This window comes from Bradyrhizobium sp. 142, assembly GCF_023074015.1.
GTDB lineage: Bacteria > Pseudomonadota > Alphaproteobacteria > Rhizobiales > Xanthobacteraceae > Bradyrhizobium.
The window spans coordinates 1-22,042 of record NZ_JADPKQ010000166.1; the positions used below are offsets into that span (position 1 = coordinate 1).

Annotated in this window: 15 protein-coding genes and 6 pseudogenes; 12 read left to right on the top strand and 9 right to left on the bottom strand. The window is 59.6% G+C overall.

The features are described from left to right. Positions 1–679: 679 nt before the first annotated feature. Positions 680–1,180, bottom strand: coding sequence for a lipocalin-like domain-containing protein (locus IVA82_RS15310; protein ID WP_247390019.1), 501 nt, complete (start codon positions 1,178–1,180; stop codon positions 680–682). Between the two features lie 407 nt (positions 1,181–1,587). On the opposite strand from IVA82_RS15310, the gene IVA82_RS15315 reads away from it, so the two are divergent. The 3 genes and pseudogenes from IVA82_RS15315 (at position 1,588) to IVA82_RS15325 (ending at position 6,504) form a co-directional block, all read left to right on the top strand. After that, the gene (locus IVA82_RS15315; RefSeq protein WP_247390020.1) at positions 1,588–2,061 is read left to right on the top strand and encodes an SgcJ/EcaC family oxidoreductase; all 474 of its coding nucleotides are present in this window, start codon (positions 1,588–1,590) and stop codon (positions 2,059–2,061) included. A 597-nt stretch (positions 2,062–2,658) separates the two neighbouring features. Beyond that, positions 2,659–2,784 (top strand): annotated as a pseudogene (locus IVA82_RS15320) (phenol degradation protein meta); the annotation flags it as partial. Between the two features lie 486 nt (positions 2,785–3,270). Continuing rightward, positions 3,271–6,504: an ABC transporter substrate-binding protein gene (locus tag IVA82_RS15325; protein ID WP_247390021.1), complete on the top strand. Its 3,234-nt coding sequence runs from the start codon at positions 3,271–3,273 to the stop codon at positions 6,502–6,504. 51 nt (positions 6,505–6,555) lie between these two features. Here the strand turns inward: IVA82_RS15325 and IVA82_RS15330 are convergent, their stop codons facing one another. From IVA82_RS15330 to IVA82_RS15345, 4 genes and pseudogenes are all read right to left on the bottom strand, one after another. Beyond that, positions 6,556–7,461, bottom strand: coding sequence for a TAXI family TRAP transporter solute-binding subunit (locus tag IVA82_RS15330; protein WP_247390022.1), 906 nt, complete (start codon positions 7,459–7,461; stop codon positions 6,556–6,558). A gap of 27 nt (positions 7,462–7,488) precedes the next feature. Continuing rightward, positions 7,489–7,947: pseudogene (locus IVA82_RS15335) on the bottom strand (DUF992 domain-containing protein). 198 nt (positions 7,948–8,145) lie between these two features. Continuing rightward, positions 8,146–8,718 (bottom strand): ATP-binding protein, encoded by a 573-nt coding sequence (locus tag IVA82_RS15340; protein ID WP_247390023.1) that lies wholly within the window; start codon positions 8,716–8,718, stop codon positions 8,146–8,148. Beyond that, complete coding sequence (locus IVA82_RS15345; protein ID WP_247390024.1) at positions 8,712–9,755, bottom strand: MASE4 domain-containing protein; 1,044 nt, start codon at positions 9,753–9,755, stop codon at positions 8,712–8,714. Before IVA82_RS15345 ends, IVA82_RS15340 begins: the two co-directional genes overlap by 7 nt. A 274-nt stretch (positions 9,756–10,029) precedes the next feature. Here IVA82_RS15345 and IVA82_RS15350 point away from each other — a divergent pair, with 274 nt between their 5' ends. The 3 genes from IVA82_RS15350 (at position 10,030) to IVA82_RS15360 (ending at position 14,434) form a co-directional block, all read left to right on the top strand. Then, complete coding sequence (locus IVA82_RS15350; protein ID WP_247390029.1) at positions 10,030–11,424, top strand: DUF1254 domain-containing protein; 1,395 nt, start codon at positions 10,030–10,032, stop codon at positions 11,422–11,424. Positions 11,425–11,531: 107 nt separating this feature from the next. After that, positions 11,532–12,977, top strand: a complete 1,446-nt coding sequence (locus IVA82_RS15355; RefSeq protein ID WP_247390025.1) for a DUF1254 domain-containing protein — start codon at positions 11,532–11,534, stop codon at positions 12,975–12,977. A gap of 47 nt (positions 12,978–13,024) precedes the next feature. Further along, positions 13,025–14,434 (top strand): DUF1254 domain-containing protein, encoded by a 1,410-nt coding sequence (locus IVA82_RS15360; RefSeq protein ID WP_247390026.1) that lies wholly within the window; start codon positions 13,025–13,027, stop codon positions 14,432–14,434. Between the two features lie 112 nt (positions 14,435–14,546). Here IVA82_RS15360 and IVA82_RS15365 read toward each other — a convergent pair whose 3' ends face one another. Next, positions 14,547–14,813: a hypothetical protein gene (locus tag IVA82_RS15365; RefSeq protein WP_247493409.1), complete on the bottom strand. Its 267-nt coding sequence runs from the start codon at positions 14,811–14,813 to the stop codon at positions 14,547–14,549. A gap of 34 nt (positions 14,814–14,847) precedes the next feature. On the opposite strand from IVA82_RS15365, the gene IVA82_RS15370 reads away from it, so the two are divergent. After that, complete coding sequence (locus IVA82_RS15370) at positions 14,848–15,144, top strand: hypothetical protein (protein WP_247390027.1); 297 nt, start codon at positions 14,848–14,850, stop codon at positions 15,142–15,144. 1,009 nt (positions 15,145–16,153) lie between these two features. On the opposite strand, the pseudogene IVA82_RS15375 reads toward IVA82_RS15370, so the two are convergent. Continuing rightward, positions 16,154–17,038: pseudogene (locus IVA82_RS15375) on the bottom strand (Ku protein). A gap of 266 nt (positions 17,039–17,304) precedes the next feature. Between IVA82_RS15375 and IVA82_RS15380 the strand changes: the two are divergent. Further along, on the top strand, positions 17,305–18,201 hold the full coding sequence (locus IVA82_RS15380) for a 3'-5' exonuclease (RefSeq protein WP_256469656.1): 897 nt from the start codon (positions 17,305–17,307) through the stop codon (positions 18,199–18,201). A gap of 36 nt (positions 18,202–18,237) precedes the next feature. Here IVA82_RS15380 and IVA82_RS15385 read toward each other — a convergent pair whose 3' ends face one another. Then, positions 18,238–18,423, bottom strand: a complete 186-nt coding sequence (locus IVA82_RS15385) for a DUF3606 domain-containing protein (RefSeq protein ID WP_247390028.1) — start codon at positions 18,421–18,423, stop codon at positions 18,238–18,240. A gap of 110 nt (positions 18,424–18,533) precedes the next feature. Here IVA82_RS15385 and IVA82_RS15390 point away from each other — a divergent pair. Further along, positions 18,534–19,119, top strand: a pseudogene (locus IVA82_RS15390) (hypothetical protein). 149 nt (positions 19,120–19,268) lie between these two features. Here IVA82_RS15390 and IVA82_RS15395 read toward each other — a convergent pair. Next, positions 19,269–20,969: a methyl-accepting chemotaxis protein gene (locus IVA82_RS15395; RefSeq protein ID WP_247390031.1), complete on the bottom strand. Its 1,701-nt coding sequence runs from the start codon at positions 20,967–20,969 to the stop codon at positions 19,269–19,271. On the opposite strand from IVA82_RS15395, the gene IVA82_RS15400 reads away from it, so the two are divergent. The 3 genes and pseudogenes from IVA82_RS15400 to IVA82_RS15410 form a co-directional block, all read left to right on the top strand. Then, positions 20,920–21,144 (top strand): hypothetical protein, encoded by a 225-nt coding sequence (locus IVA82_RS15400; protein WP_247390032.1) that lies wholly within the window; start codon positions 20,920–20,922, stop codon positions 21,142–21,144. The genes IVA82_RS15395 and IVA82_RS15400 overlap by 50 nt on opposite strands. 170 nt (positions 21,145–21,314) lie before the next feature. After that, positions 21,315–21,573, top strand: a pseudogene (locus IVA82_RS15405) (MFS transporter); the annotation flags it as partial. Beyond that, positions 21,564–22,042, top strand: a pseudogene (locus tag IVA82_RS15410) (DNA polymerase/3'-5' exonuclease PolX); the annotation flags it as partial. The pseudogenes IVA82_RS15405 and IVA82_RS15410, both read left to right, overlap by 10 nt.

The window sequence follows — 22,042 nt, forward strand, 5'->3', positions numbered from 1 at the left end:
GGGGCGCGCCTTCGAGTGCGTCAAGACAGATGAGATGGCGTCCCGACCTGCTTGATCCTCGCGCCGTGCTCGGGGCCGTCAAGGCGCAGCCTGGCAGCGGTAGAGCAAGCCGTCAGGACAGCACGACGGCCGGCCTTGACGGCCCTTGCGCGCGGCGCGTCTGCGCGCGCAGGCCGGGACGAAGGAACGACCGCCAGGCACGAACAAAGGAACAGTGCGAAGTGAGAGCTATCGATGACGTAACCAACATCCCTTACCCGCCGAGGTCTGCGAGAGGATGAGACGACGATGGAGGATCGGTCTTCCCGGCGCATGCGAACACTGGTGACCCGAATGGCCCCTTCGAGGCCTGTCCGCTAATCAGCTCGAATGCGCGCTGATATCCATGATGGCCCGGAGCACAACACGCTCCAATCAGAGGCCGGATACATTGATGCAAGACCGCATCTGCCAGGTTGACGAAACCTCTTGCAACGCGCGGCCGGACCATACAATTGGGTCAAAAGCGGCGGCAGAGGCCAAGCTGGATCGGCGTCCGGTATGCCTCTGGCAGCCGACATGACACCCATTCAAGCGACCTTCGGCTAAGGGCCAACAAGAGACGTTCAGACAACAATTCGACACCTTGCTGTTCGCGCTTCGTGAGTGCCAACTACGCAGCTATGATAATTTTGAGTGTCTATTTCGCTCGTCTCCAAGTCAGTTCAGCTCTCCCGCCAGTTGATGCTGCGGCGATCCATGTCAGTTGGTCACCCATCAGTGTGAAGGGGCGCTTTTGTTCTGTTCCCTCCCAGTTGGAGAAGAACGCATGTTCGATCTTGAAGAGAATGGTTTTATCCGACTCGTTGACTGAGTATCTGCCCCAATGGGGATTCGCCCCTTCCACCGCCGCCTTGTTCTCCTCTGCGGTTTCCTCCATTCGGTTGTTTGATGCAAATTTCGGACGACTCGCGCGTAGAATTTGCAAGGAATAGCGGCCGTCGATGAGGAAGATGACCAGACCCTGCGGATCTTGGCCCATTACCTGGACCCTGCTGCCATCCGGTCGGAGATTCTCGTCCGAGACGAGGGTCCAAGCTCCAACAAGATCGTTGGCAGTCTGCGCGACTGAGAAACCGGCAAACACCGACGTTCCTACGATGGTCATTACAGTGAATTTGAGCATTCCTAGAAGGTTCATCGCGCTCCTCACGTGATCAGCAGGTCCGCGCTCGACTGATAACTGAATGTATTTATTTATTGCGCGCCCAGCGGTTTCGATCGCAACTTTCTGGCCGATCTGCAGCAGCGATTTGCAATGTCAAATGGGTCAATCGCGGCGTTTTCGCCGTCCACCGATGACTTCCGGTATACCCCGATTAACTGACTTAGTCAGCGGCGCTCGGTATGTCTCAAAGGTACCAAAGGCGGAAGTGATCCCAACTCGCGGCGTCACGAAACGGCGATTGTACGACACATCGAGAATGGCTCTGTTAAGCCATATTCCCTCTCCTTTCCGACATGCTAACGTCTCCCAAGAGGAGCGTCTCCGATCGACCGGAGCCGGTCGTGGCAACCGCCGGGCACAAGCGAGGGAGGACACGGCACGTGCGAGCTATCACGCTGCTTTTGACGCTCGCGATCAGCCTTTCACTGGCGGCTGCGGCCGACGAGAATGATGCCATTGTCTCATTGATCGAGCGTAACGTTGCCGCCTTTCGCGACTTCGACGCCGACGGCGCGAGCAGTACTTACGCCGACGATGCTGATTGGACCAATGCGTTCGGTGTACGTCAGCATGGCCGCTCGAATATCCGAACGTATTTATCGAACTTGTTTGCACGACCAGAGTTCCGCAGCCGGTCTCAGAGCGGTCCTGCCGAACTGTCCGTGCGGTTTGTACGCCCCGATGTGGCGGTCGCACACAGGTTCACCGAAGTCGTCGGCCAACGAGGCTCCAACGGGGAGAAACTTCCGCCACGGAAAATTCACCGGCTCATCGTACTGACAAAGGACGCCGGAAACTGGCTTATCATTAGCGAGTTGGTTATGGACGAGCGGCAGGATCGAATTGTTCGCTGAGAGACGGGATCATGCCCGAGGCGCGATAGAAAAACACATCAGTATTCATACCAACATCACCGCCCGTGGGGCCTTTTTCTATCGCATCGGAAATCCCTGCGATCGTGCTACCGCGGAGCGGTTTAGTGCAATAAATGTTTTGCGACCCCAATATTGTGCGACATGACAGCGGCGGTTCATCGGAAGGGGCAACTTCCGGTGTGGGTCATGAACGTCGTTCGGAGGGGCGGCCGGTTGCTTCCGGTCTAACTCCATGAGCCGACCGTCGGGGGCCACCGCCTGGACTTCGCATTCGGGCCAACAGCTGCCCTTCCTCCGCGCTCAACTCGTGACGTTTCACCGCGCCCAGCGCACGCCATTTTGAGCCAGCGCATGCCATTTTGAGATAGACTGGAACACCTTAGCGCTGAAGACGAGAGCCGGTGCGTACAGTACCGGCCACTACTGGTGATCCCGGGACTGGGGCCGTCGCTGCGTGTGATGGGCACTCCGCGACGGCCCCAGTCCCTCCGATCCTGCGAGCAATGACGCAACCTCGGACCGGCCGACAGTCGGAGCTACATCCGTCAAGCGAAAGTAACATCCTCAGATGAGGCAATACGCTATGGTGAATTCGCCGCCGAAAATCGGCCGGCGGGGTGGAATACCTGGCTGACGTTCTCGATCTCGCCAATGGCACCCACCAGCACGGTGGCACCGACACGTCGAATAGTGACCAAGTAAAGACATCGTCCCGAGCAGGGATCGCCGTCATCTCCCGACAACGGTGGGTTCGCCCCGGTGCGGGTTAGACCCGTGAAGATCCGTGAAGACGTCGTCTCTGCATTTCAAGCGGCCGCGTGGTGGTACCCTGCGGATCCGATTACGTTGCGAACGAGCCTGGACAGCAAACTATTGGCCACCGGCGCTGATTCAGATGCCGTGTTTGCCTGGCGCTCTTCCAGCGATCGACCGCTCTGCTGTCGATCTCCGTAGCTTCAGTGGCCGATGTCCGGGTGAAATCGCTCCGCCGTCGAGCAAATAGCTTCCTCAAGACTAGCTCAGTGCGCGCGAATTGTCCGATTTTGCATAGGCAACCACTTGCCGCATGGGTAGCCTTCCAGGGCCAGCTTCGACAAAGGGGCATACTGGCACCACTACCTCACTCCTCATAAAATACCCTCGATGAGGTCACATGCGACGAGGCGGGTTTATCAAGGCTTTTGGATTGTGACGGCAGCCTGGCCGCTCATCGCGCGTGTGCGGGAGCCCGGTATACTGAGACGGCTGGCCATCGCCGCCTGCCTGGCCCTTCTGTCATCGTATCCTGCCGCCGCACTCGAGCCCGTCTCCCTGCAGCTCAAATGGAAGCATCAGTTTCAGTTTGCCGGCTACTACGCGGCGCTTGAGCAGGGCTTCTACCGGAACGCGGGCCTTGACGTCACCATCCGCGAGGGTGGTCCGGGGATCGATGTCGCCGAAACGGTTGCCGACGGCAAGGCAGATTTTGGCGTCTGCAGCGCCAGCGTTCTGCGCGAGTGGAGCGTGGGCCGCCGACTGGTCGTGTTGGCCACCATCTTCCAACGTTCCCCGGCCGTCATCCTGGTCGCACGCCGGGCTGATATCAGCAACGTGTCGGAGCTGCGCGGCCGCACGCTGATGGACATGCCGGGAAGCGACGAGATCGCCGCGATGCTGAAGCGCGAAGGCGTCGACTATCAAGCCCTACCGCGCGTCGATCACGAGGGAAACCCGCGCGACCTTCTGGCCGGTCGGGCCGACGCGATGATCGCTTACAGCACCAACGAACCTTTCATCCTTGAGCAGTTGGGCGCGGCCTACCGCACCTTCGCGCCCGCGGCATCCGGCATCGATTTTTACGGCGACAGCTTGTGCACTTCCGAAGCGAAATTGAAAGCCCATCCGGACGGAGTCGCGGCGTTCAGGGCGGCCAGCGTGAAAGGCTGGGCCTATGCCTTCGCGCACAAAGAGGCGACGGTTGATTTGATCCTCAAGAGCTATTCGGGGAAAAAGAGCCGCGAGGCCCTGCTGTTTGAGGCGGAGCAGACGGAAATATTGGTCGGGCGCGATCCGGACCGCATCGGCGAGCAGGATCCCGCGCGTTGGCGAAGTATTGCCGCGACTTACAGGCAACTGGGACTGTTGACCGATGATACCCTTCCCCCCACCCTGATTTGGGACGGATATGACGGCAAACTGCGGCGCTGGTTGATTCAACTCATTCTCGTACCGCTCGGATTCCTGATTGCGGCGCTGCTCGCGTATCGAAAGGGCCTTACACTGCGGACCACAATGGCCTGGTTGGGCCCGCTTCCGCGATTTGCGGGGCGGCCGAGACTGAGCCTGATCATGTCGCTGCTGTTCATCGGCCTCAGCATTCCCGTTCTCGTTTTTATCCTGCTCTACAACTACCACAAGAACTCGGCCGGCATGGTGGCTATCCTGAACGACGCAGTTGCGCAGACTAGCCTGGCCGGCATCGAGCGCACCGAGAATTTGATCGAGAGCACGGAAAGCCCGCTGCGCTTTCTCGCCGAAGTAACGTCCGTCGATCCTGGATACTTCCGAACTGAGCAAAGCAATGACCTGCTGTATCGCTCGCTTACCTCGGCAGCACATATCGACGCAATCTACGTCAGCTTCGAGGATGGTTATCACCGGGTGGTCACCCGCATCGATGAGGACCGCCGGCGTTCTGATCCTCGGATTCCTGCAAAGGCTAACTGGCACGCCAGCTACATCGATGCGATCACCTTCGCGTTCTCACGGGTCCGCCATCGCACATTCTACGACATATGGCCCCATCCAGTCGGTGCCTATAATGTTCCCACTGACGTCGATATTCGCTTCCTGGCCGGCTATCAGACCGCCAAAACGACGCGGACACTCGCGGTAACCGAACCCTCCATCAACCCGGACACCGGTTTCCCCATTCTCTTTTTGCGTGTTCCAATATTCCACGGGGTAGACTTCGTCGGCTGCGCAACGGCCAACATCACAATAGACATTCTGTCGCGCTTTCTCGACAAGCATCGAGCCAGCGCGCGCAGCACGACGCTCATTGCCCATCGGAGCAACGGCAAGATCATCGCCTTCCCGGACAAGCAGAAAGGCGTTCGGGTCGAGAATGGAGCGCTCAAGATCGCAACCCTCGCTGACATCGACGATCCCGATGTGCGCGAAGCTCACCGCCAGCATGCCCGAACCGGAGCCAACAGCTTTACCTTTCAGTCGCCAGCGAATGGAGAGGATTTTATAGCGGCCTTCACCAATTTCCCGGGCGGCTTTGGTCAGCCTTGGCAGGTGATCACGTTGACGCCGATCGACGATTTCGTCGGCACTTTGAAGAAGACCAATCGGTTGATGATGGTCGTGATCGTTGGTCTCACCGCGATCGAGTTGTTCTTCATTTTCTTCGCCTCTCGCCGGCTGTCGCGTCCCGTCGAAAACGTGTCCGAGCAATTGCAGGCGATTGAAAGCCTCGAATTCGATACGCCCGCCCGTCCGCCTTCGAACATCCAGGAGATCGCGACACTGGAAGCGGCGGCCTCGCTGCTGCGAACATCGCTGAAATCGTTCTCCTCCTTCGTTCCGCTCGATGTGGTCCGCCAGCTCGTCAAGTCGGGCATTCCACTGACCTTGGGCGTCGAACCGCGATACCTCACCGTTTTCTTTTCCGATCTGGAGAATTTTTCCAGCCACTCCGAAGCGCTCGCGCCTGCCGACCTTTTGGTCCAGATCTCAACCTATCTTGAGGAAGTCTCGTCTGCGATCTCGGAAGAAGGCGGCACCGTCGATAAGTTCATCGGCGATGGCATCATGGCGTTCTGGAACGCTCCGGTTCAGCGTCCTGACCACATTCTACGCGCTTGCGCCGCTGCCGTACGTGCGACCCGCCGTATGGAGCGCGTCAACAATGCCTGGGAGGCGGAAGGACGACCGCGAATTAAGATCAGGATTGGACTCAATTGCGCCAACGTCCTTGTCGGCAATGTCGGGTCTTCAACCCGACTGAGCTATACCGCCTTGGGAGACGGCGTGAATGTTGCCGCCCGCCTTGAAGGCATCAACAAGCTGTTTGGCACCACCATCTGCATCAGCGACAGCATCTATGACCAGGCAAAGGCCGATATCCTCGCTCGGCCGCTGAAGCGGGTTCAGGTGAAGGGTCGAAAGACCCAGTTCATGATCTATGAATTGCTCGCACTCCGCACGAGCGACGATCCGGACTTGAGGGCCCGCGATCAGGATGAACAGCTCAGCGCGATGACCTGGCAAGCTTCACAGCAGTTTGAAGCGGACGAATTTGCAGCGGCAGGGTGCGCCTACCGCACTATTCTTGATGACTTTCCGGGCGATCCGGTGGCCGAGTTCATGCTGAAGGAATGCGGAAAAAGCCTGGCAACGGACCCACTTGGTAGCGCCTTGAAGCAGGCGGGGTAATCCCCACGTAGAGCTAGGGCCACTTGCGCAGCAGCGCCCGGCGGTGGCTCATCAGATGGTGGAGCCTTTGAGCTGCCAGGCTAAGCGCCGCCATCTTGGCGCCATCGGCACCGTCACCCCTCGCGCGTCGACCAGGGCTTGTGCCAGGTCAGTGATGGTGTCCGCGTCCACCGACTTGTTGGCGACAAGAAACAATGACACGTGCAGCGACGTCAGATCGTCTGAAGGAACTGGAGGGGCACCCCGCAGGGTCCCCTTTGGAATGTCGTAGCTTTCATAATACGGCGCGACATTGGCGATGGCGCCGGCGGATTCAATCTCGATCAGCTTCGGCACGGCTCCCTTTGCAACTGCCTGCTGAAAGAGCTGCCTGATCTTTGTCAGGTATTTCTCGGTCAACGGGACGACCGCAAGAAGCACGTGGACCTGTCCCGATGATAGCGCGGCTGCGCCGTCGGCGATGGCGACATCCTGAACGCGGACCTTGGCGCGGTCGAACTGATAGACCTGCTTCAGGGCATCAACCATCTGCCGGTTGATGGCGCCGCCAATGACCCCGATAGTCGTGTCGCGCAGATCTCCCAAACTGTCGGCGCTGACCGTCGCTGACGCCATGATCAGAACCACGCCGTGGGTCAGAAGCATGACGCTCCGTGCGTCCGCGAGCCCGCCGGTATCGCCGCGAACAATTGCAAGATCGGCTTTACTCGCAGCCAGTAGCTCGGCTGCGTTCGCTGATGTGCTGCTATCGTTGACTCTCAACCGTATGTGCGACTTCGACGCTGCCAGGCGCCCCGAGATTGCCGAGGTGAGCGCCAGCGCCTCGCCGTCAGCGCCGATCCTGCGGCTACTGTCAAGTAAATCGGCTTTGCGAAATAGCGATAGGTGAGCCAGCTGCCGCCTATGATGGCGGCGGTTGTGGCACCGACGAGCAGTGTCCGGAGCCAACGAGGCCATAGATTGACCGCGACCTTCGTCATCCTATCAGGGCACGTAAGCCAGCGTCAGACCGGAAACACCGAGGGAAACGTTCAGCCCCGCCTGGCCTTCGACCGACAACGGCTGCAAGGCAATCGTCCGGTTTGACCCGCCGAACAGCATTGGCCCCTACTTCAATACCGACCGAAATGTCGCCGCTTGCTCCCACATATTCACCCGCCAGCGCGCCCATCGGGGTCCCTCCGGTCGGCGCGAATACGCCCCACGCCATCATCCCCCGGCGCTGATCCCGAGCTCGAGCCCGACCGTATTCATCACTCCGCTATAGTTCTGAGATGGAAACGGACCGTTTGGCGCAAAGCGGCAACTCATCCGCTGACTTTCGGCGACGATCAAGCCGATGCTGGGTGCGAGATTGCAAGTCAGCATCCCGCCTGCACGCCCGGCGGCGGCTGCTGCGAGAACGCCACCGCCGGGCCGATGAGCCAAAGTATCGTCACGCATGCCAATTTAAGTCGATTCATGATCGATCGCTTTCTGCGGGGCCTGCTCGGCTCATAATCAGGAATATCGGGCCGATGCGGTGGCCTGCATCTATACGAACCGGATCAATCATATGCCTATGCAAATTCGGACGTCGGGACCTGAAATTGGTTCAGTTTCCGAACCCGGGATCAGAATTTCTGCGGCGGAAGCGTTCGCTCACGACTCGAGTACCACGGGAAAAAGGCTTGATGAATAAGCTTTGCAACTCAGCCGTTGCCTCACCTCACCTTGTGGCAGCGCAACGTGAAAGATAGCTCCATAGGGATGGTTGGCTACTGCGCGGAGGTGCCCCTCATGGGCTTCGACGATTGATTTACAGGTCGCTAGTCCAATCCCCGTGCCGGTGGATTTCGTCGAAAAGAACGGCTCAAAGATACGGTCCTTGTCTGCCGGAACTATGCCAGTGCCGGAATCTTCAATGGTGACTAGCACGCCCGAACGGTCCTTGATGAAATCCGACCTGATCCGCAACAGCCGAACCCGGTCCCTCACGGGGCGCATCGCCTCGATCGCGTTCATAAAGAGGTTCAGAAATACTTGCCGCAACTGAACTCGATCGGCTCGCAATTGCGGGAGCGCCTCCCGCAGTTCGGTCGAGACTGCTATTTTGTGCGACGGCAAATCGGCGTCAACGAGCTTGATAACCTCCCGAAGAATGTCATTCACATCAAAGTGCGATCTTTGGGGGATATCTCTCTTGAACATCGACCGGAGGCTTGCAATCACCATTGCCGCGCGCGCGCGCCGTCACTGACGATTGCTTCAAGCGCGGCGCGTGCTTCATCAATATTCGGTGGAGTCTGTGAGAGTAACGTCAACGCAGCTTCGCCGTTAAAGCTCATTGCACCAATTGGCTGATTGACCTCGTGAGCGATGGAAGCCGCCATCGTATCCATGGCAATCTCGCTGTTGCTGCGTCGCCTCAACGTCGAATACACGAGGTTCGAATAGAGCGTCATCGTCTCGGAAAGCAGTGCAAGCAGAACCGAAAACACCGCGACGAATGCGTAAAGCCGGCTGACATAAAATCCGAGGGTGTATCGGCCCGAGACAAACGCCGTGACCAAGGTTTCGGCCAGCCACGCGCAACACATCACAATAAGCCATAGATCCAGCACGGAACGCCGCCGTAGCCACAGTAATGCGAACGCCCCCGCGTTCAATGAGGCAATCAGCAAACCAATTAGTGCGAGGACAGGCCAGTTTGCCTCACTGGTCCCGGCCATAATTCTTGGCAGGAATGTCTCCGCTCCAATGGCAATCCAGGTCAGTATGCATACGATCACGACGACCAACGCCGCGCTCCAGCCGATGACAGCCGCCGACGGGCGCTGGGACTTCGCTTCCCTATAGTCCGCGTCCTTGAGTAGCACATAGCCAATCACGGCCAGCGGTGCTCCCGCGTGCCAGAAATAGTAGAGCCAAGCCGTAGTTTGCAATCCAGCACCGAGAAGGCCGGTAGGCGTGAAGGCCCCCGGAAAGGTCAGCGCATGCGGGATGACAATCAGAGTCGTAAAAAGAAACCCATTCGCCAGCACCAGAAGAGAACGCCAGCGCAGGATCGAGAATTGAGAAAATAGCAGCGCCGCAGTGACGAGGTCGGTGAATACAATTGCTGTCTCGAACGCTGGAATGAACGCGTCAACACGTGCCAACTGAATGTTCGTGAATGGTATCGTGACGGCGAGCGCGACAAAAAGACCTATGACGACGCTGAGCGCCAGTCGAATCTGCCCCTTTGATGGCGACAGGGTAGCCAGAAGCAATTGATGCTCCTCTAACGGCTCGGGCAATACGGCTGTCCTTACTCAATCGATGGTAGCAAGGCACTTTACGCAAAATAGGCGCGGCTGACACCCATTCTTTTCGGCTGCCATTGCTTGGAAAACGTGTCCCGATGTGAAAAACGGGTCGTTTTTGCATAGTCGCCCGGTGCAATTCCGAGAAATATGTCAATCGCGTTCAAAGGACCCTCTTTGGCAGCCGGAGCGCGGGAGACTCGATATGAACATCCTAACAAGCAGCGCATTTACAGCGGTCATGACCGGTTCACTTTGCGCCATGACGCCGAGCGTCTCGCTCGCGCAGTGGCCGGACATCCACGAAGCCAAGGCCATCGCCGAGGAAGGCTTCATCTACGGCTTGCCGATCGTAATGAATTACGCAGTGATGTACGAATATGCGGTCGACGAGAGCTCGGGGCAATTCAAGGCGCCATTCAACCACATCAGGAATGAGGCGCGTGTCTTCACCTACAAGGACACCTCTATCGTTACCCCCAACAGCGACACGCCCTACTCCTTCCTGTGGATGGATTTGCGCGCGGAGCCGATGGTGCTGTCCGTGCCGGCGGTGGAAAAGGGCCGCTACTACGCAGTGCAACTGGAGGACGGCAACACCTACAATTACGGCTACATCGGCAGCCGCTCCACCGGCACCGAGCCGGGCGACTACATGGTGGTGGGACCCGAGTGGAGAGGCGCAACTCCGCCCGGAATCAAGAAGGTGTTTCAATCTTCGACACAGTTCTCCGTCGCAGGCTATCGCACTCAGCTGTTCGGTGCGGACGATATGGCCAACGTGGAGAAGGTGCAGGCCGACTACAAGGCACAGCCGCTGTCGGCCTATTTGAAGCAATCAACATCGACAGTCGCCGCGGCCGCCATAGACTTCCCAAGAATCGACAAGGAATTGTTCAAGAAGAACTTCTTTGAGTATCTCGACTTCTCCTTGCAGTTCGCGCCAGCTACGCCGGGCGAAAAGGAAATCCGCGCCAAGCTCGCCCGCATTGGCGTCGGCCCAGGCAAGACCTTTGATTTCAAGGATCTTCCGCTGACGCACAAACTTGAAATCGGCCTTGGCATGAAAGACGGCGAGGAGAAGATCGACAAGTACCTAGAAAGCGGCTTCAAGAACATCAACGGGTGGAAGGTCGGATCGATGTTCGGAGACCAGGCCTTCTTCAACGGCGACTGGTTGAAACGGGCTGCCGGCGCCAAGGGCGGCATTTACGGCAATGACGCCGCCGAAGCGGTCTACCCAATGAGCAAAACCCTGGCCAACGGCGAGGTGCTCGATGCTTCCAAGCATAGATACACAGTCACTTTCCCCGCCGGACAATACCCGCCGGTCGAGGCGTTCTGGTCGGTGACCATGTATGACGGCAAGAGCCAGTTGCTGATCGAGAATCCGATCAACCGGTACCTGATCAACTCGCCGATGCTATCCGGCATGAAGAAGAATGTGGACGGCTCTCTCACGCTGCATATCCAAAAGGACTCACCCGGCGCCGACAAGGAATCGAACTGGCTGCCGGCACCGAACGGCCCAATCTACCTGGTGATGCGGCTGTACTGGCCGAAGACCGAAACCCCGTCGATCTTGCCCGCTGGCAGTGGCACGTGGCAGCCGCCGGCGATCGTGGCGGCGCAGTAACGTTGGCGCCAAGAGGCCGCGCGGGACTCGTCCTTGGTTCAGCGCTGCCCGAGATCCCGGATCAAATTCAAGCTTGAGCCCAAGCAGTGAAGACAGAGAATGCTCACATGATCACGAAACGCGATCTTCTTTGTTCCGCAGCGCTGGCTGCAATTACCGTTACGACGGCGAAGGCCGTCCCGGCGAACGCGCAGGCCAAAGCAGGATGGCCCGATATCCGCGAAGCCAAGGCCATCGCCGAGGAAGGCTTCATCTACGGTCTTCCGATCGTGATGAACTATGCGGTGATGTATGAGTTCGCCGTGGACGCGAAGGGCAGCCAGTTCAAGACGCCGTTCAACCAGATTAAAAACCTGACGCATGTCGCAACATACAAGGACACCGCTGTCGTGACGCCCAACAGCGACACGCCATACTCCATCTTGTGGTTTGATCTGCGCGCCGAGCCAATGGTTGTTTCGGTGCCAGCTGTCGAGAAGTCCCGCTATTATACGGTACAGCTTATCGACGGCAACACGTTCAATTACGGCTATATCGGCAGCCGCGCGACCGGCAGAGACGCCGGAGATTATATGGTCGCTGGACCGGGCTGGCAGGGCACCAGCCCGCCCGGCATCAAGAAAGTATTTCAGTCCTCGACCCAGTTTTCTTTCGCGGCCATTCGCACGCAGCTCTTCAATCCGGCAGACATGCCGAATGTTGAGAAGGTCCAGGACGGCTATAAAGCGCAGCCGCTATCGGCCTACCTCAAGCAACCGGCGCCGCCCGCGGCGCCGGTTATCGACTTTCCCAAGGCCGATGCGGAGCTCGTGAAGAAGAACTTCTTTGAGTATCTCGACTTCGCGCTCCAGTTTGCGCCGGCCGGACCGGAAGAACGCGCCATTCGCGAAAAACTCGCGCGCATCGGCGTCGGCGCGGGCAAGACCTTCGAGTTCAAGGACCTGCCGCTCACACACAAATTCGAAATCGGGCTAGGTATGAAGGACGGCGAAGAAAAAGTCGAGAAGTACCTCGCGAGCGGCAGCAAGAACATCAACGGGTGGAAAGTCGGGTCGCTGTTCGGAGACCGGCTGTTCTATAGCGGTGATTGGCTGAAGCGGGCCGCAGCCGCAAAAGGCGGCATTTACGGCAATGACGCGGTGGAAGCCGTCTACCCGATGACAAAAACCCTTGCCAACGGCGAGGTGCTCGACGCTTCCAAGCATAATTACGCAGTCACTTTCCCGGCCGGACAATACCCGCCGGTCGAGGCGTTCTGGTCGGTGACGATGTATGACGGCAAGAGCCAGTTGCTGATCGAAAATCCGATCAACCGATACCTGATCAATTCGCCGATGCTATCAGGCCTGAAGAAGAATCCGGACGGCTCTCTCACGCTGCATATCCAGAAAGACTCACCCGGCGCCGATAAGGAATCCAACTGGCTGCCGGCACCGAACGGCGAAATGTACCTGGTGATGCGCCTATATTGGCCGAAGACATCGGCGCCCTCGGTGTTGCCGGCTGGTGAGGGTTCATGGCAGCCACCGGCGATCGTGCCCGCCGCCATCTAGGCAGAGAGCAAGTCTGACACCGAATAGCGAATGAAAGGTCCAGAGTCATGAAAACCATTACACGAAGAGGCTTTGTCGGCGGAGTTGCTTTGCTCCCGGCACTCGATTTCGCGGCAGCCCACGCCCAAGCCGGCGTAAGTCCCGCGGAAGCCCGCGCCATCGCCAAGGAAGCTTATATCTATGGCTTCCCGATCGTGGACAACTACCGAATCCAGCACGCTTATTGGGTGGATAAGGCGACCCCGGAATATAAGGGGCCTTGGAACGAAATCTGGAACAGCGCACGTCTCTACACGCCCGCTGACACGGCGATCCAGACACCCAACTCGGACACGCTTTACTCATTCATGGGCGCGGACCTGCGATCCGAACCTCTCGTACTCACCGTACCGCCGATGGAAAAAGAGCGCTATTTCAGCGTGCAACTCATCGATTATTACACGTTTAACTTCGATTATATCGGTACACGCACTTCCGGCAACGGAGGCGGCAGCTTCCTGCTCGCCGGCCCGGCATGGAAAGGCGAAATGCCCAAGGGCATCGAGAAAGTGTTTCGCTGCGAGACCGAACTTGCGTTCCCCACCTATCGCACGCAGCTCTTTGACGCCAACGACATCGAAAACGTGAAGAAGGTCCAGGCCGGCTATAAGGTGCAGCCCCTCTCCGCGTTTCTCGGCCAGCCTGCGCCAAAGGCAGCCCCCGCCATTGATTTCATCAAGCCGCTGACGCCTGCAGAAGAGAAAACCTCGCCGCAGTTTTTCGACATCCTGAACTTCGTCCTGCAGTTCTGCCCGACGGTCTCTTCCGAGAAAGAACTCATGGAGCGCTTCGCCATGATCGGCGTCGGCGCGGGAAAGACCTTTGACGCGAGCAAGCTCTCACCCGAGACGAAGACGGCCATCGAACAAGGCATGGCCGACGCCTGGGTTGCTTTCGGCGGCCTGAAGAAAGAATTTGAGGAGGGGAAGTTGAACTCGGGCGACGTCTTCGGCACGCGCGCGTACCTAAAAGGGGATTATCTCTACCGCATGGGCGCCGCCGTTCTTGGAATCTACGGCAATTCGAAGCAGGAGGCGCTATATCCGACTTACTATGTGGATGCGACGAAACAAAAGCTGGACGGTCGCAGCCGTTACACCTTGCGCTTTGCGCCCGGTCAATTGCCGCCCGTCAACGCATTCTGGTCGCTGACGATGTATGATGAGCCGCAGAGCCTGCTGGTGGCCAATCCGCTCAATCGATATCTGATCAATTCACCGATGCTGCCGCAGCTCAAGCGCGATGCCGACGGCGGGCTGACGCTGATTATCCAGAACGAATCCCCGGGGAGGGACAAGGAAGCCAACTGGCTACCCGGGCCAAAGGGGCCGTTCTCCATGATCATGCGCCTGTACTGGCCGAAAGAAGCGGCAACGGAAGGCAAGTGGGAGAAACCGCCACTGGAGCGGGCGACCTAGGTTTTCCGATATGAGCCGCGCGACGGTGTCCGGGTTGCGGCGTTCGCGGCGGTTTCCTGTCGTGTCCGCCCTGGCGCAAACTCTCCTGGACCGATCCGCTGCCGTCGTGGAACTATATGATGATCAAAAAGAATCTGTCGTCACCTTCGTCGGGCACCGTGACCGATCGCCCGACCTTGTGCCGCCCGCGGAGAGAATTGTTACGTTCGACAATGACCGCACTTTGTGAGCGGAGCACGTTTGCCTCGCTGCACAAGAGCGATCTCAAAGGAGCACTCGCCGGCGGGCCATAATTTTTACGCTCGGTCAACGGCACGCATTCCGGCATGACCAATGTGGAATTCGATAAAATCGCGAACGATTGAATCGCGATCGCCAAGTAACCGGCTCTACACCAAAATAATCTATCAGCCGTGCTGGAACTATTCGCATATCTGCGGGCCAGCGGCTTCAGGACGTTCATCGTCTCCGCTGGCGGCATCGACTTCATGCACGTCTTTGCCGAGCGGGTCTACGGCGTCCCGCCCGAGCGCGCCACACCGTTGAGTTTTCGCAGGCACACGCAAAGGCCGGATTCAATGCTCGCCGATACTTCCTCCGTCAGCCAGCTATCGCAGGTCATTCCGCAGGCGGCGGTGCCAGCGTTTCATCTCAGCGCTTTGGCGGCCTTTATTGCCGTCCTGATTTCCCGCCTCCAACAGAGTCGTTGATAGACCGATTGCCCTGAACGGAATATCCGACGAGGACACCGTCCGATGCCGTCTCAAGGCCGATCCGCCGCGTCTGATCCGCCGCGCGTGATGCTGAACCGGGCAATCTTCTGGGGTGATCAGTAGTATTTCGGCAAATCTACTTGTCGTCGTCGGCTTGTTAGTGCGTTGTTCCAGGAGCGCGGAGTGACCATCCTGTTCATGGTTGCCCTAGGCACCTTCACGGTATCGCTCGTCGATTTTGCCCGGGAGGTCCGAATCGCGCTCAGCGAATTCGACCACTGCACCTGACATCGAAACAGGATGAGGGCAGTTAACGCGCCCACTGACCGAGCTGCAGGCATGTCTGCAAGCTGACGTAACTTGGCGTGCCTCCAATGCTTTCTTGTGAGGTGCAGCTTGCGCGGCTAGGCGCCGGAAATTTCAGCCATTGGCCTACGAGCTGCTGATTCGCTTTTTGTTCATCCTTCACGCAGCTCTTTACCGACTGATCGACGGAGAGGCCCGCGGTAGCCGCAACGTCAAGCTTGCAGCTCCGCGCAATATCGAACCTCGGCACTCCGTCGGCCACCGGGACAAACAACTGCGAACCCAACACTATCATCGAAATTGAGATTGGCATTTCCGGTCTCCTGCTTTTATCGCGTCCGGCGTCGGATCAGGCGCCAGCCTTTCACCCACTTTCTATTGGGGTTTCGCGACATTCGTCTATGCGAAAACGGACAGGCGAGCATTGAGTATCTCGCGGCAGGTTCTTTTTCCATCTTCGCCATAAATCATTTGGGCCAGCGGCGTCACCCGAAGCCGACACGATCCGCCAATGTGAAGAGCACGGCTGGATGCAGAAACGCTCCGATCCACATGCTCGCGACCGCGCGCATGAGATTGGACGGCAAGAGCCACCGTCCGGCCTTTCACCTGACCAAACACTGGTCGCAATCGATACTGTGCTCGCCTCCATCGGCGCAAATGCCCTGAGTTGCCTTGGTGGAGGCGATTAGGCGTATACTCAAGCTGATCTGCGCTGACCTTTGGCGGTGGGTTTCTTGGTGACCGCCTCCTTTGCGGGCTTCTTGCTGGCGATCGGCATCAGCATTTCCTTTTGCCCGCTCGTCGCCTTGCCCAACGTCTTGCCAGCCGTGGCTGCTGGAGCCGCTTCCTTGCCGACGCTCCTCCGCAATGCCTCCATCAGGTCCGCGACGTTGCCGGCCGCCGGCCTCTCCTTCGGCGTGATCGGCTTGCCGGCCCGCTTCTGGTTGATGTGGTCGATCAGGGCAGTCTCGTAGTGGTCCTCGAATTTCTCCGGATCGAACCGCCCCGCCTTCTGGTTCACGATATGCCTAGCGAGGTCGAGCATGAATACTCCTGCTCAGAGCGCACTTCGTATGGATAGCGCAACAAAGTGCCCATCAGCCCCTTGTCGAGCGGCTCGAGTGCGATGATGTGCTCGTGGTTGGTCAGCACCACGCGCCCGATCGCGACCTTGTTCATCTCGCGGATGGTCTCGCGGATCGCGGCGAAGGTGTCGAGACCGACCTTGCCGTCGGGCCTTAGGTAGTAGGGGCGGTCAGGTAGCGCGGGTCGATCTCGCTATGGTCGACGAACTCGTCGATCTCGATGGTACGCGTGGATTCCAGCGCGACGTTCTCGAGCTCTTCCTTCGTCACCTCGATAGAGGTGTCGGTGTCTACCTTGTAGCCCTTGACGATGTCCTCGTTGGCGACCTCCTCGCCGGTGTCGGCGTCCACCTTGGCGTATTTGATGCGGTGGCCGGTCTTTCGGTTGAGCTGATTGAACGAGATCTTCTCGCTCTCCGACGTGGCCGGGTAGAGCGCGATCGGCAGGTGACGAGCGACAGGCGAAGGAAGCCTTTCCAGTTGGCGCGGGGGGCCATGAACGCGGTACTCCAGAAGAACGGTGGGCTGGATTCAAGACGATCGGGACAGCTTGGTTCCGACATGCCACGGGCCTGAATTTGGCGGCGACAGACCGATCCCGCCGCCGCGCCCAGGTCCGGTACCAGGTCCGGTAAAAGACCCAATCGAGCCGAGATGAGCGAAAACCCCGTGAATTGCTCGTCTTTCCGATACCTCCTGGCAGGCGGGGGCGGTATGGTACGGCACACGGCCTGGCCGGAGCCCTCGACCCTCTCGAGCAAAGATGTTTCAGGATACGACGGACTTGGCCGCGATGGCTGAGGCGCTGAGCCGATCGGACGACTATCGGGTCTTGCGGCGCCTGGTGCCGCGGAGCCCCTCGCCGCCGCCCAAAGGGCAGGAAACCAAGACCGCGATCCTGATCGACACCGAGACGACCGGCCTCGATCACGCCAGGAACGAGATCATCGAGCTCGGGATGGTCAAATTCGACTACGCGCCGGATGGCCGCATCGTCGGCGTCCGTGACACGTTCTCCGCCTTCAATGAGCCGTCCGCGCCGATCCCGCCCGACATAACCGCGCTCACGGGCATCACCGACGACATGGTGGCCGGTCACAGAATCAACGAGGCTGCCGTGATGGCCTTCGTCGACGGCGCGGTGATCGCGATCGCGCACGTGGCGGGCTTCGACAGGAAGTTCGTCGAGAGATACTGGCCCGAGTTCGAGGGTATGCCCTGGGGATGCTCGGCGACCGAGGTCGATTGGCGCAAGCACGGCTTCGCGGGTGCCCAACTCAGTTACCTGCTGAACGGTGCGGGCTTCTTCCACCAGGCGCACCGAGCCGTCGACGACTGCCACGCGCTTCTGGAAGTCCTCGCTTTCGAATTGCCGACAACAGGGTCGTCCGCGCTCGCCGCCCTGCTGGAGACGGCGAGGAGGAAAACGTTGAGGGTCTGGGCGGAGCAGTCTCCGTTCGACCTCAAGGATTCCTTGAAGAAGCGCGGATACCGCTGGTCCGACGGAAGCGACGGCCGACCTAAGTCCTGGTACATCGACGTGTGCGAGACCGCGCTCGACGACGAGATCGCGTTTCTGAAGGCGGAAATCTACCTGCGCGACGTCGAACCGCGCCTGCAGACGCTGACCGCCTTCAACCGTTTCTCCTGCAGGATTTGACGGTGCCGTCGGCATGTGGGGTGCGCCGGCGAGCAGTCAGCGGTCGCGGCGCTTCTCGACCTGCTTGCGGGAATTGCCGACCTTCTTGACCGCCTTCTTCACAGCGGAAGCCGAACGGCCGGTCTTCTTGGCTTCGTAGCCGATTTCGTACTTCTGCCCGCCAGCGACGCGCGCCCGGTCCTGCTTGCGTCCTCGGGCGGTCTTCTTTTTGGCTGCAGCCATGGTTGAATCCTCTTCGATAGAAAAAAATGACGTGGAAGCAACGTCGTAAGGATTCGCCGGTTCCGATCCTCCTGTGCCAGTTTGAGTCATCTGTTGCGTGGAGTTCGTTCGTGGCGTTTGCGCGTAGGAAGCCGGCCGATATCGGGGTCAAGGCGCCGTTCCCGGAATTCGTCGAGCCGGCCCTGGCATCCTCGATCGAGAAAGTGCCGTCCGGATCCCGATGGATTCACGAAATCAAGTTCGACGGCTACCGCGTACAGGTCCATCTCGCGAACGTGGCGGTCAAGGTCTTCACGCGGCGCGGCCACGACTGGACGCATCGGTTTAAAAAGGTCGCGCATGATGCTTGGCGCATCAAGGCGAGCTCCGCGGTCGTCGACGGCGAGATCGTCGTGCACGATCGCCGGCTTTGCGCTCGACGAAGGAAAGTGGGACGGCATCTACCTCGCCCGACGCAAGGGCCGCGAGTTGGTCTACGCCGGCAAGGTCGACCACGGCTTCGACAAGGTCTCCGCCGCCGGCCTGCAGAAGCGACTAAAGCCGCTGATCCGGAAGACGCAGCCCTACTCGAAGCGGATCGTACACAGGGGCATTTGGGTCGAGCCGAAGCTGCTCGCCAAGATCGAATATCGCGCGAAGTCAGCCGAGGGAAAGGTGCGGCACCCGTCTTTCAAGGGGCTCCGCGAGGATGTTTGACCGGGCGCGGTCGAAGTTTTTGGCGGCAGCGCCCCAACATCAGAGGATCCGGTATCCAGAGACGGCCCTGCTCGACGAGCAGCCGGGGCAATGCGCCGCGTTCCCAGGGCTTGGTATGGAATCGCCGGGCCGGTGCAATTCACATCCGCTTACGCGGCGCGCACCGTGTTCAAGAAGTTCCCGACCTCGAGCTTCAGCCTGTTGCCTTCGAGCGCGAGGGATTGCGCGGCCGCCAGCACCTGCGAGGATGCCGAGCCGGTTGCGGCGGCGCCGCGCTGCACGGCTGTCACGTTGGACGAGACTTGGTGCGTGCCTTGTGCCGCCTGTTGGACGTTGCGGGAGATCTCCTGGGTCGCCGCACCTTGCTCTTCGACGGCTGCGGCAATCGCCGAGGCGATCTCCGACAATCGTTCGATCGTCCCGCTGATCTGCTTGATCGCGCCGACGGACGCCTGCGTCGCCGATTGAATGCCCGAGATCTGCTGCCCGATCTCGCCCGTCGCTTTCGCGGTCTGTTCGGCGAGCGCCTTTACCTCGGACGCGACCACGGCGAAGCCACGGCCGGCTTCACCGGCGCGTGCCGCCTCGATCGTCGCGTTCAGCGCCAGCAGGTTGGTCTGCCCCGCGATGGTGTTGATTAGCTCGACGACGTCGCCGATCCGGCTTGCCGCCTTCGATAGCTCACCGACCTCGACGGTGGTCGCACGTGCCTGGCCGACGGCTTCGCTTGCCATGCGCGCGGAATCCTGCACTTGGCGGCTGATCTCGTTGATGGACGACGACAGCTCCTCGGTGGCGGACGCCACGGATTGCACATTTGTGGAGGCTTCCTCGGAGGCTGCCGCCACGACCGTTGACAATTCCTGGGAGCGTGCCGCGGTCGCGGTCAGCGTGCTGGCTGAGGCCTCGAGCTCGGTTGAAGCTGAGGATACCGTCTCGATGATCTGTCCGACTGCGCCTTCGAACTGATTGGCGATCTTGTACATCTCCTGCTTGCGTTGCTCGCCGGCAAGGCGATCCTGCTCGGACTTCGCGAGTGCCTCCTGGCGGGCTTTCTCGGCGAGCATCGTCTTGACGCTCTCCACTGCGCGTGCAGTGTCGCCGATCTCGTCGCGACGGCCCAGCGCTGTCATCTCGACGTCCTCGCCCTGTGCCATGCGATTGAGCAAACCGATCAGGTGCGACAATGGCCGCGCGATACCGAAGACACCAAGCAGCAGCGCGCCGGCGATGGCCGAAATGCCGGAGACAGCGGCAAGGATGTAAGAACTCCTGATCTCGGCGGCGGCGTCCGCATGTTGCTCGTCGGCCCTGCTCTTCGCAAATGCCACCATCTCTTCAGCGAGATGGATCTGGGAGGCGACCGCCTCCTGGAGAACGCCATTGCACTCGACGCGCATCTGTTCGGCGGCTTTTGCGTTATCCTCCGCATTGGTCGTGGTGGAGGCGTACGTGATCGGCGGCATGCAGGCAGCAAATGCTTTTTTGAGGCTCTCGATCTGCGCGCCGACCTCGGCCGCCTTTTCAGGCACGCTCTGCCGGACCTTGTTGAGATTCTCGATCACCCATTCCGCATTCTCTTTCGTCGTCTTCAAGAGCCTGGCGTTGCCGGCCTCGGTGGTCTCGACGAGGAGTTCGAATGCTGCGGCGCGGTAGGTCTCGACCCGGCGAGCGATGCGCGCCACCAGGGTGGTGGATGTGTCGACCCTGACAATGATATCCGTATAGGCGGCATCGACAGCGGCCATCCGGGTCGCGGTGTAGCCGACCAGGGCGATCATCACGGCACCGAGCACGCCGGTGATCAAGCCGATCTTCGTGGGCATTCGCAAATTATTGAACAATGACATCATTGGCGTTGTCCTGCGAGAAAGGGAAGGGCTTGCACACGAGCAGGCGGAGGACAACACGCCGAAAAACGGCGCTCGTCCGAACCTGTATGGCATTTCCAGTTACTGCAAATTAAGCGAGCGGCTCGACACGCGGCTTGCTTCGGCCGAATTGAGGCTAACGTCGGACCGTTAAGAAACCTCAACCATACCTTACGGTACTTGTACGTGGTCCGTTGCTCTGGAGACGTACGCGCGCCGACGCGCATCGAGGTGAGCGTGCGCAACAAAAGGCTACAATGTTCTGCTGAATAACCAGGAGTTGTGCGGCACGATGGCCCGTTTCGTACCCTTGGCCGTTGATCGATGATTGCCGCAACGGGTTTTGACGAATCCTCGCTGCACTACCGCGGCTGGCGCGTCGTGCTGGCCTGCTTCCTGATGGCCTTTCTTCACGTTCGGCTTCGGCCTCTACGGCCAGGGTACCTATCTTGCCGAGCTCCAGCGCGCCCATGGCTGGCCGGGCACGCTGGTCTCCGCGGCGAGCACCTTCTCGTTTCTCCTGACCTCCGTCCTCGTCATCTTCACCGACGATCTGCTCGCGCACATCGGGTTCCGAGCCTTGAAAAGCTGCGCAAGGAGATTCCCGAGGGTGTGCTCGAGATGCTTTCCGTGCCCGGTCTCCGCCCTGAGAAAGTGCTGCGTCTCTACGTGGATCTTCGACATCACCTCGCTCGCGGAATTGGAGGCCGCCGCCAAGGACGACCGCATTCGGAGCGCCAAAGGACTAGGCGCCGCGCTCCAGACCAAGATCCTGCAGAACCTGGCCATCGCCAAGAGCGGCCACGGCCGCCTTCACATGAATCGCGCAGCCGCCCAGCTGGACCACGCGGTGGCATCGCTACGCAGCGCCCGCCCCGAGCTCAAGCGCGTGACCGTGGCGGGCGATTTCCGGCGCGGCTGTGAGCTCGTCGGCGATTTTTCGATCGTGGCGGAAGCGCCGGTTTCCGAAGGGGCGCCGGCCGCGTCGGAGGCCGGCGGGCTGCAGGTCCGTCTGGCCGACCGCAAGCACTTCGGCGCCGCCTTGCTCTTCG

Bases quoted from the DNA above. Each gene is read 5' to 3' on its own strand.
- IVA82_RS15385 (WP_247390028.1), bottom strand. From the start codon at position 18,423: ATGGCTGCAGCCAAAAAGAAGACCGCCCGAGGACGCAAGCAGGACCGG.
- IVA82_RS15350 (WP_247390029.1), top strand. From the start codon at position 10,030: ATGACCGGTTCACTTTGCGCCATGACGCCGAGCGTCTCGCTCGCGCAG.
- IVA82_RS15380 (WP_256469656.1), top strand. From the start codon at position 17,305: ATGTTTCAGGATACGACGGACTTGGCCGCGATGGCTGAGGCGCTGAGC.
- IVA82_RS15310 (WP_247390019.1), bottom strand. From the start codon at position 1,180: ATGAACCTTCTAGGAATGCTCAAATTCACTGTAATGACCATCGTAGGA.
- IVA82_RS15360 (WP_247390026.1), top strand. From the start codon at position 13,025: ATGAAAACCATTACACGAAGAGGCTTTGTCGGCGGAGTTGCTTTGCTC.
- IVA82_RS15340 (WP_247390023.1), bottom strand. From the start codon at position 8,718: ATGGTGATTGCAAGCCTCCGGTCGATGTTCAAGAGAGATATCCCCCAA.
- IVA82_RS15330 (WP_247390022.1), bottom strand. From the start codon at position 7,461: ATGGCCTCGTTGGCTCCGGACACTGCTCGTCGGTGCCACAACCGCCGC.
- IVA82_RS15355 (WP_247390025.1), top strand. From the start codon at position 11,532: ATGATCACGAAACGCGATCTTCTTTGTTCCGCAGCGCTGGCTGCAATT.
- IVA82_RS15395 (WP_247390031.1), bottom strand. From the start codon at position 20,969: ATGTCATTGTTCAATAATTTGCGAATGCCCACGAAGATCGGCTTGATC.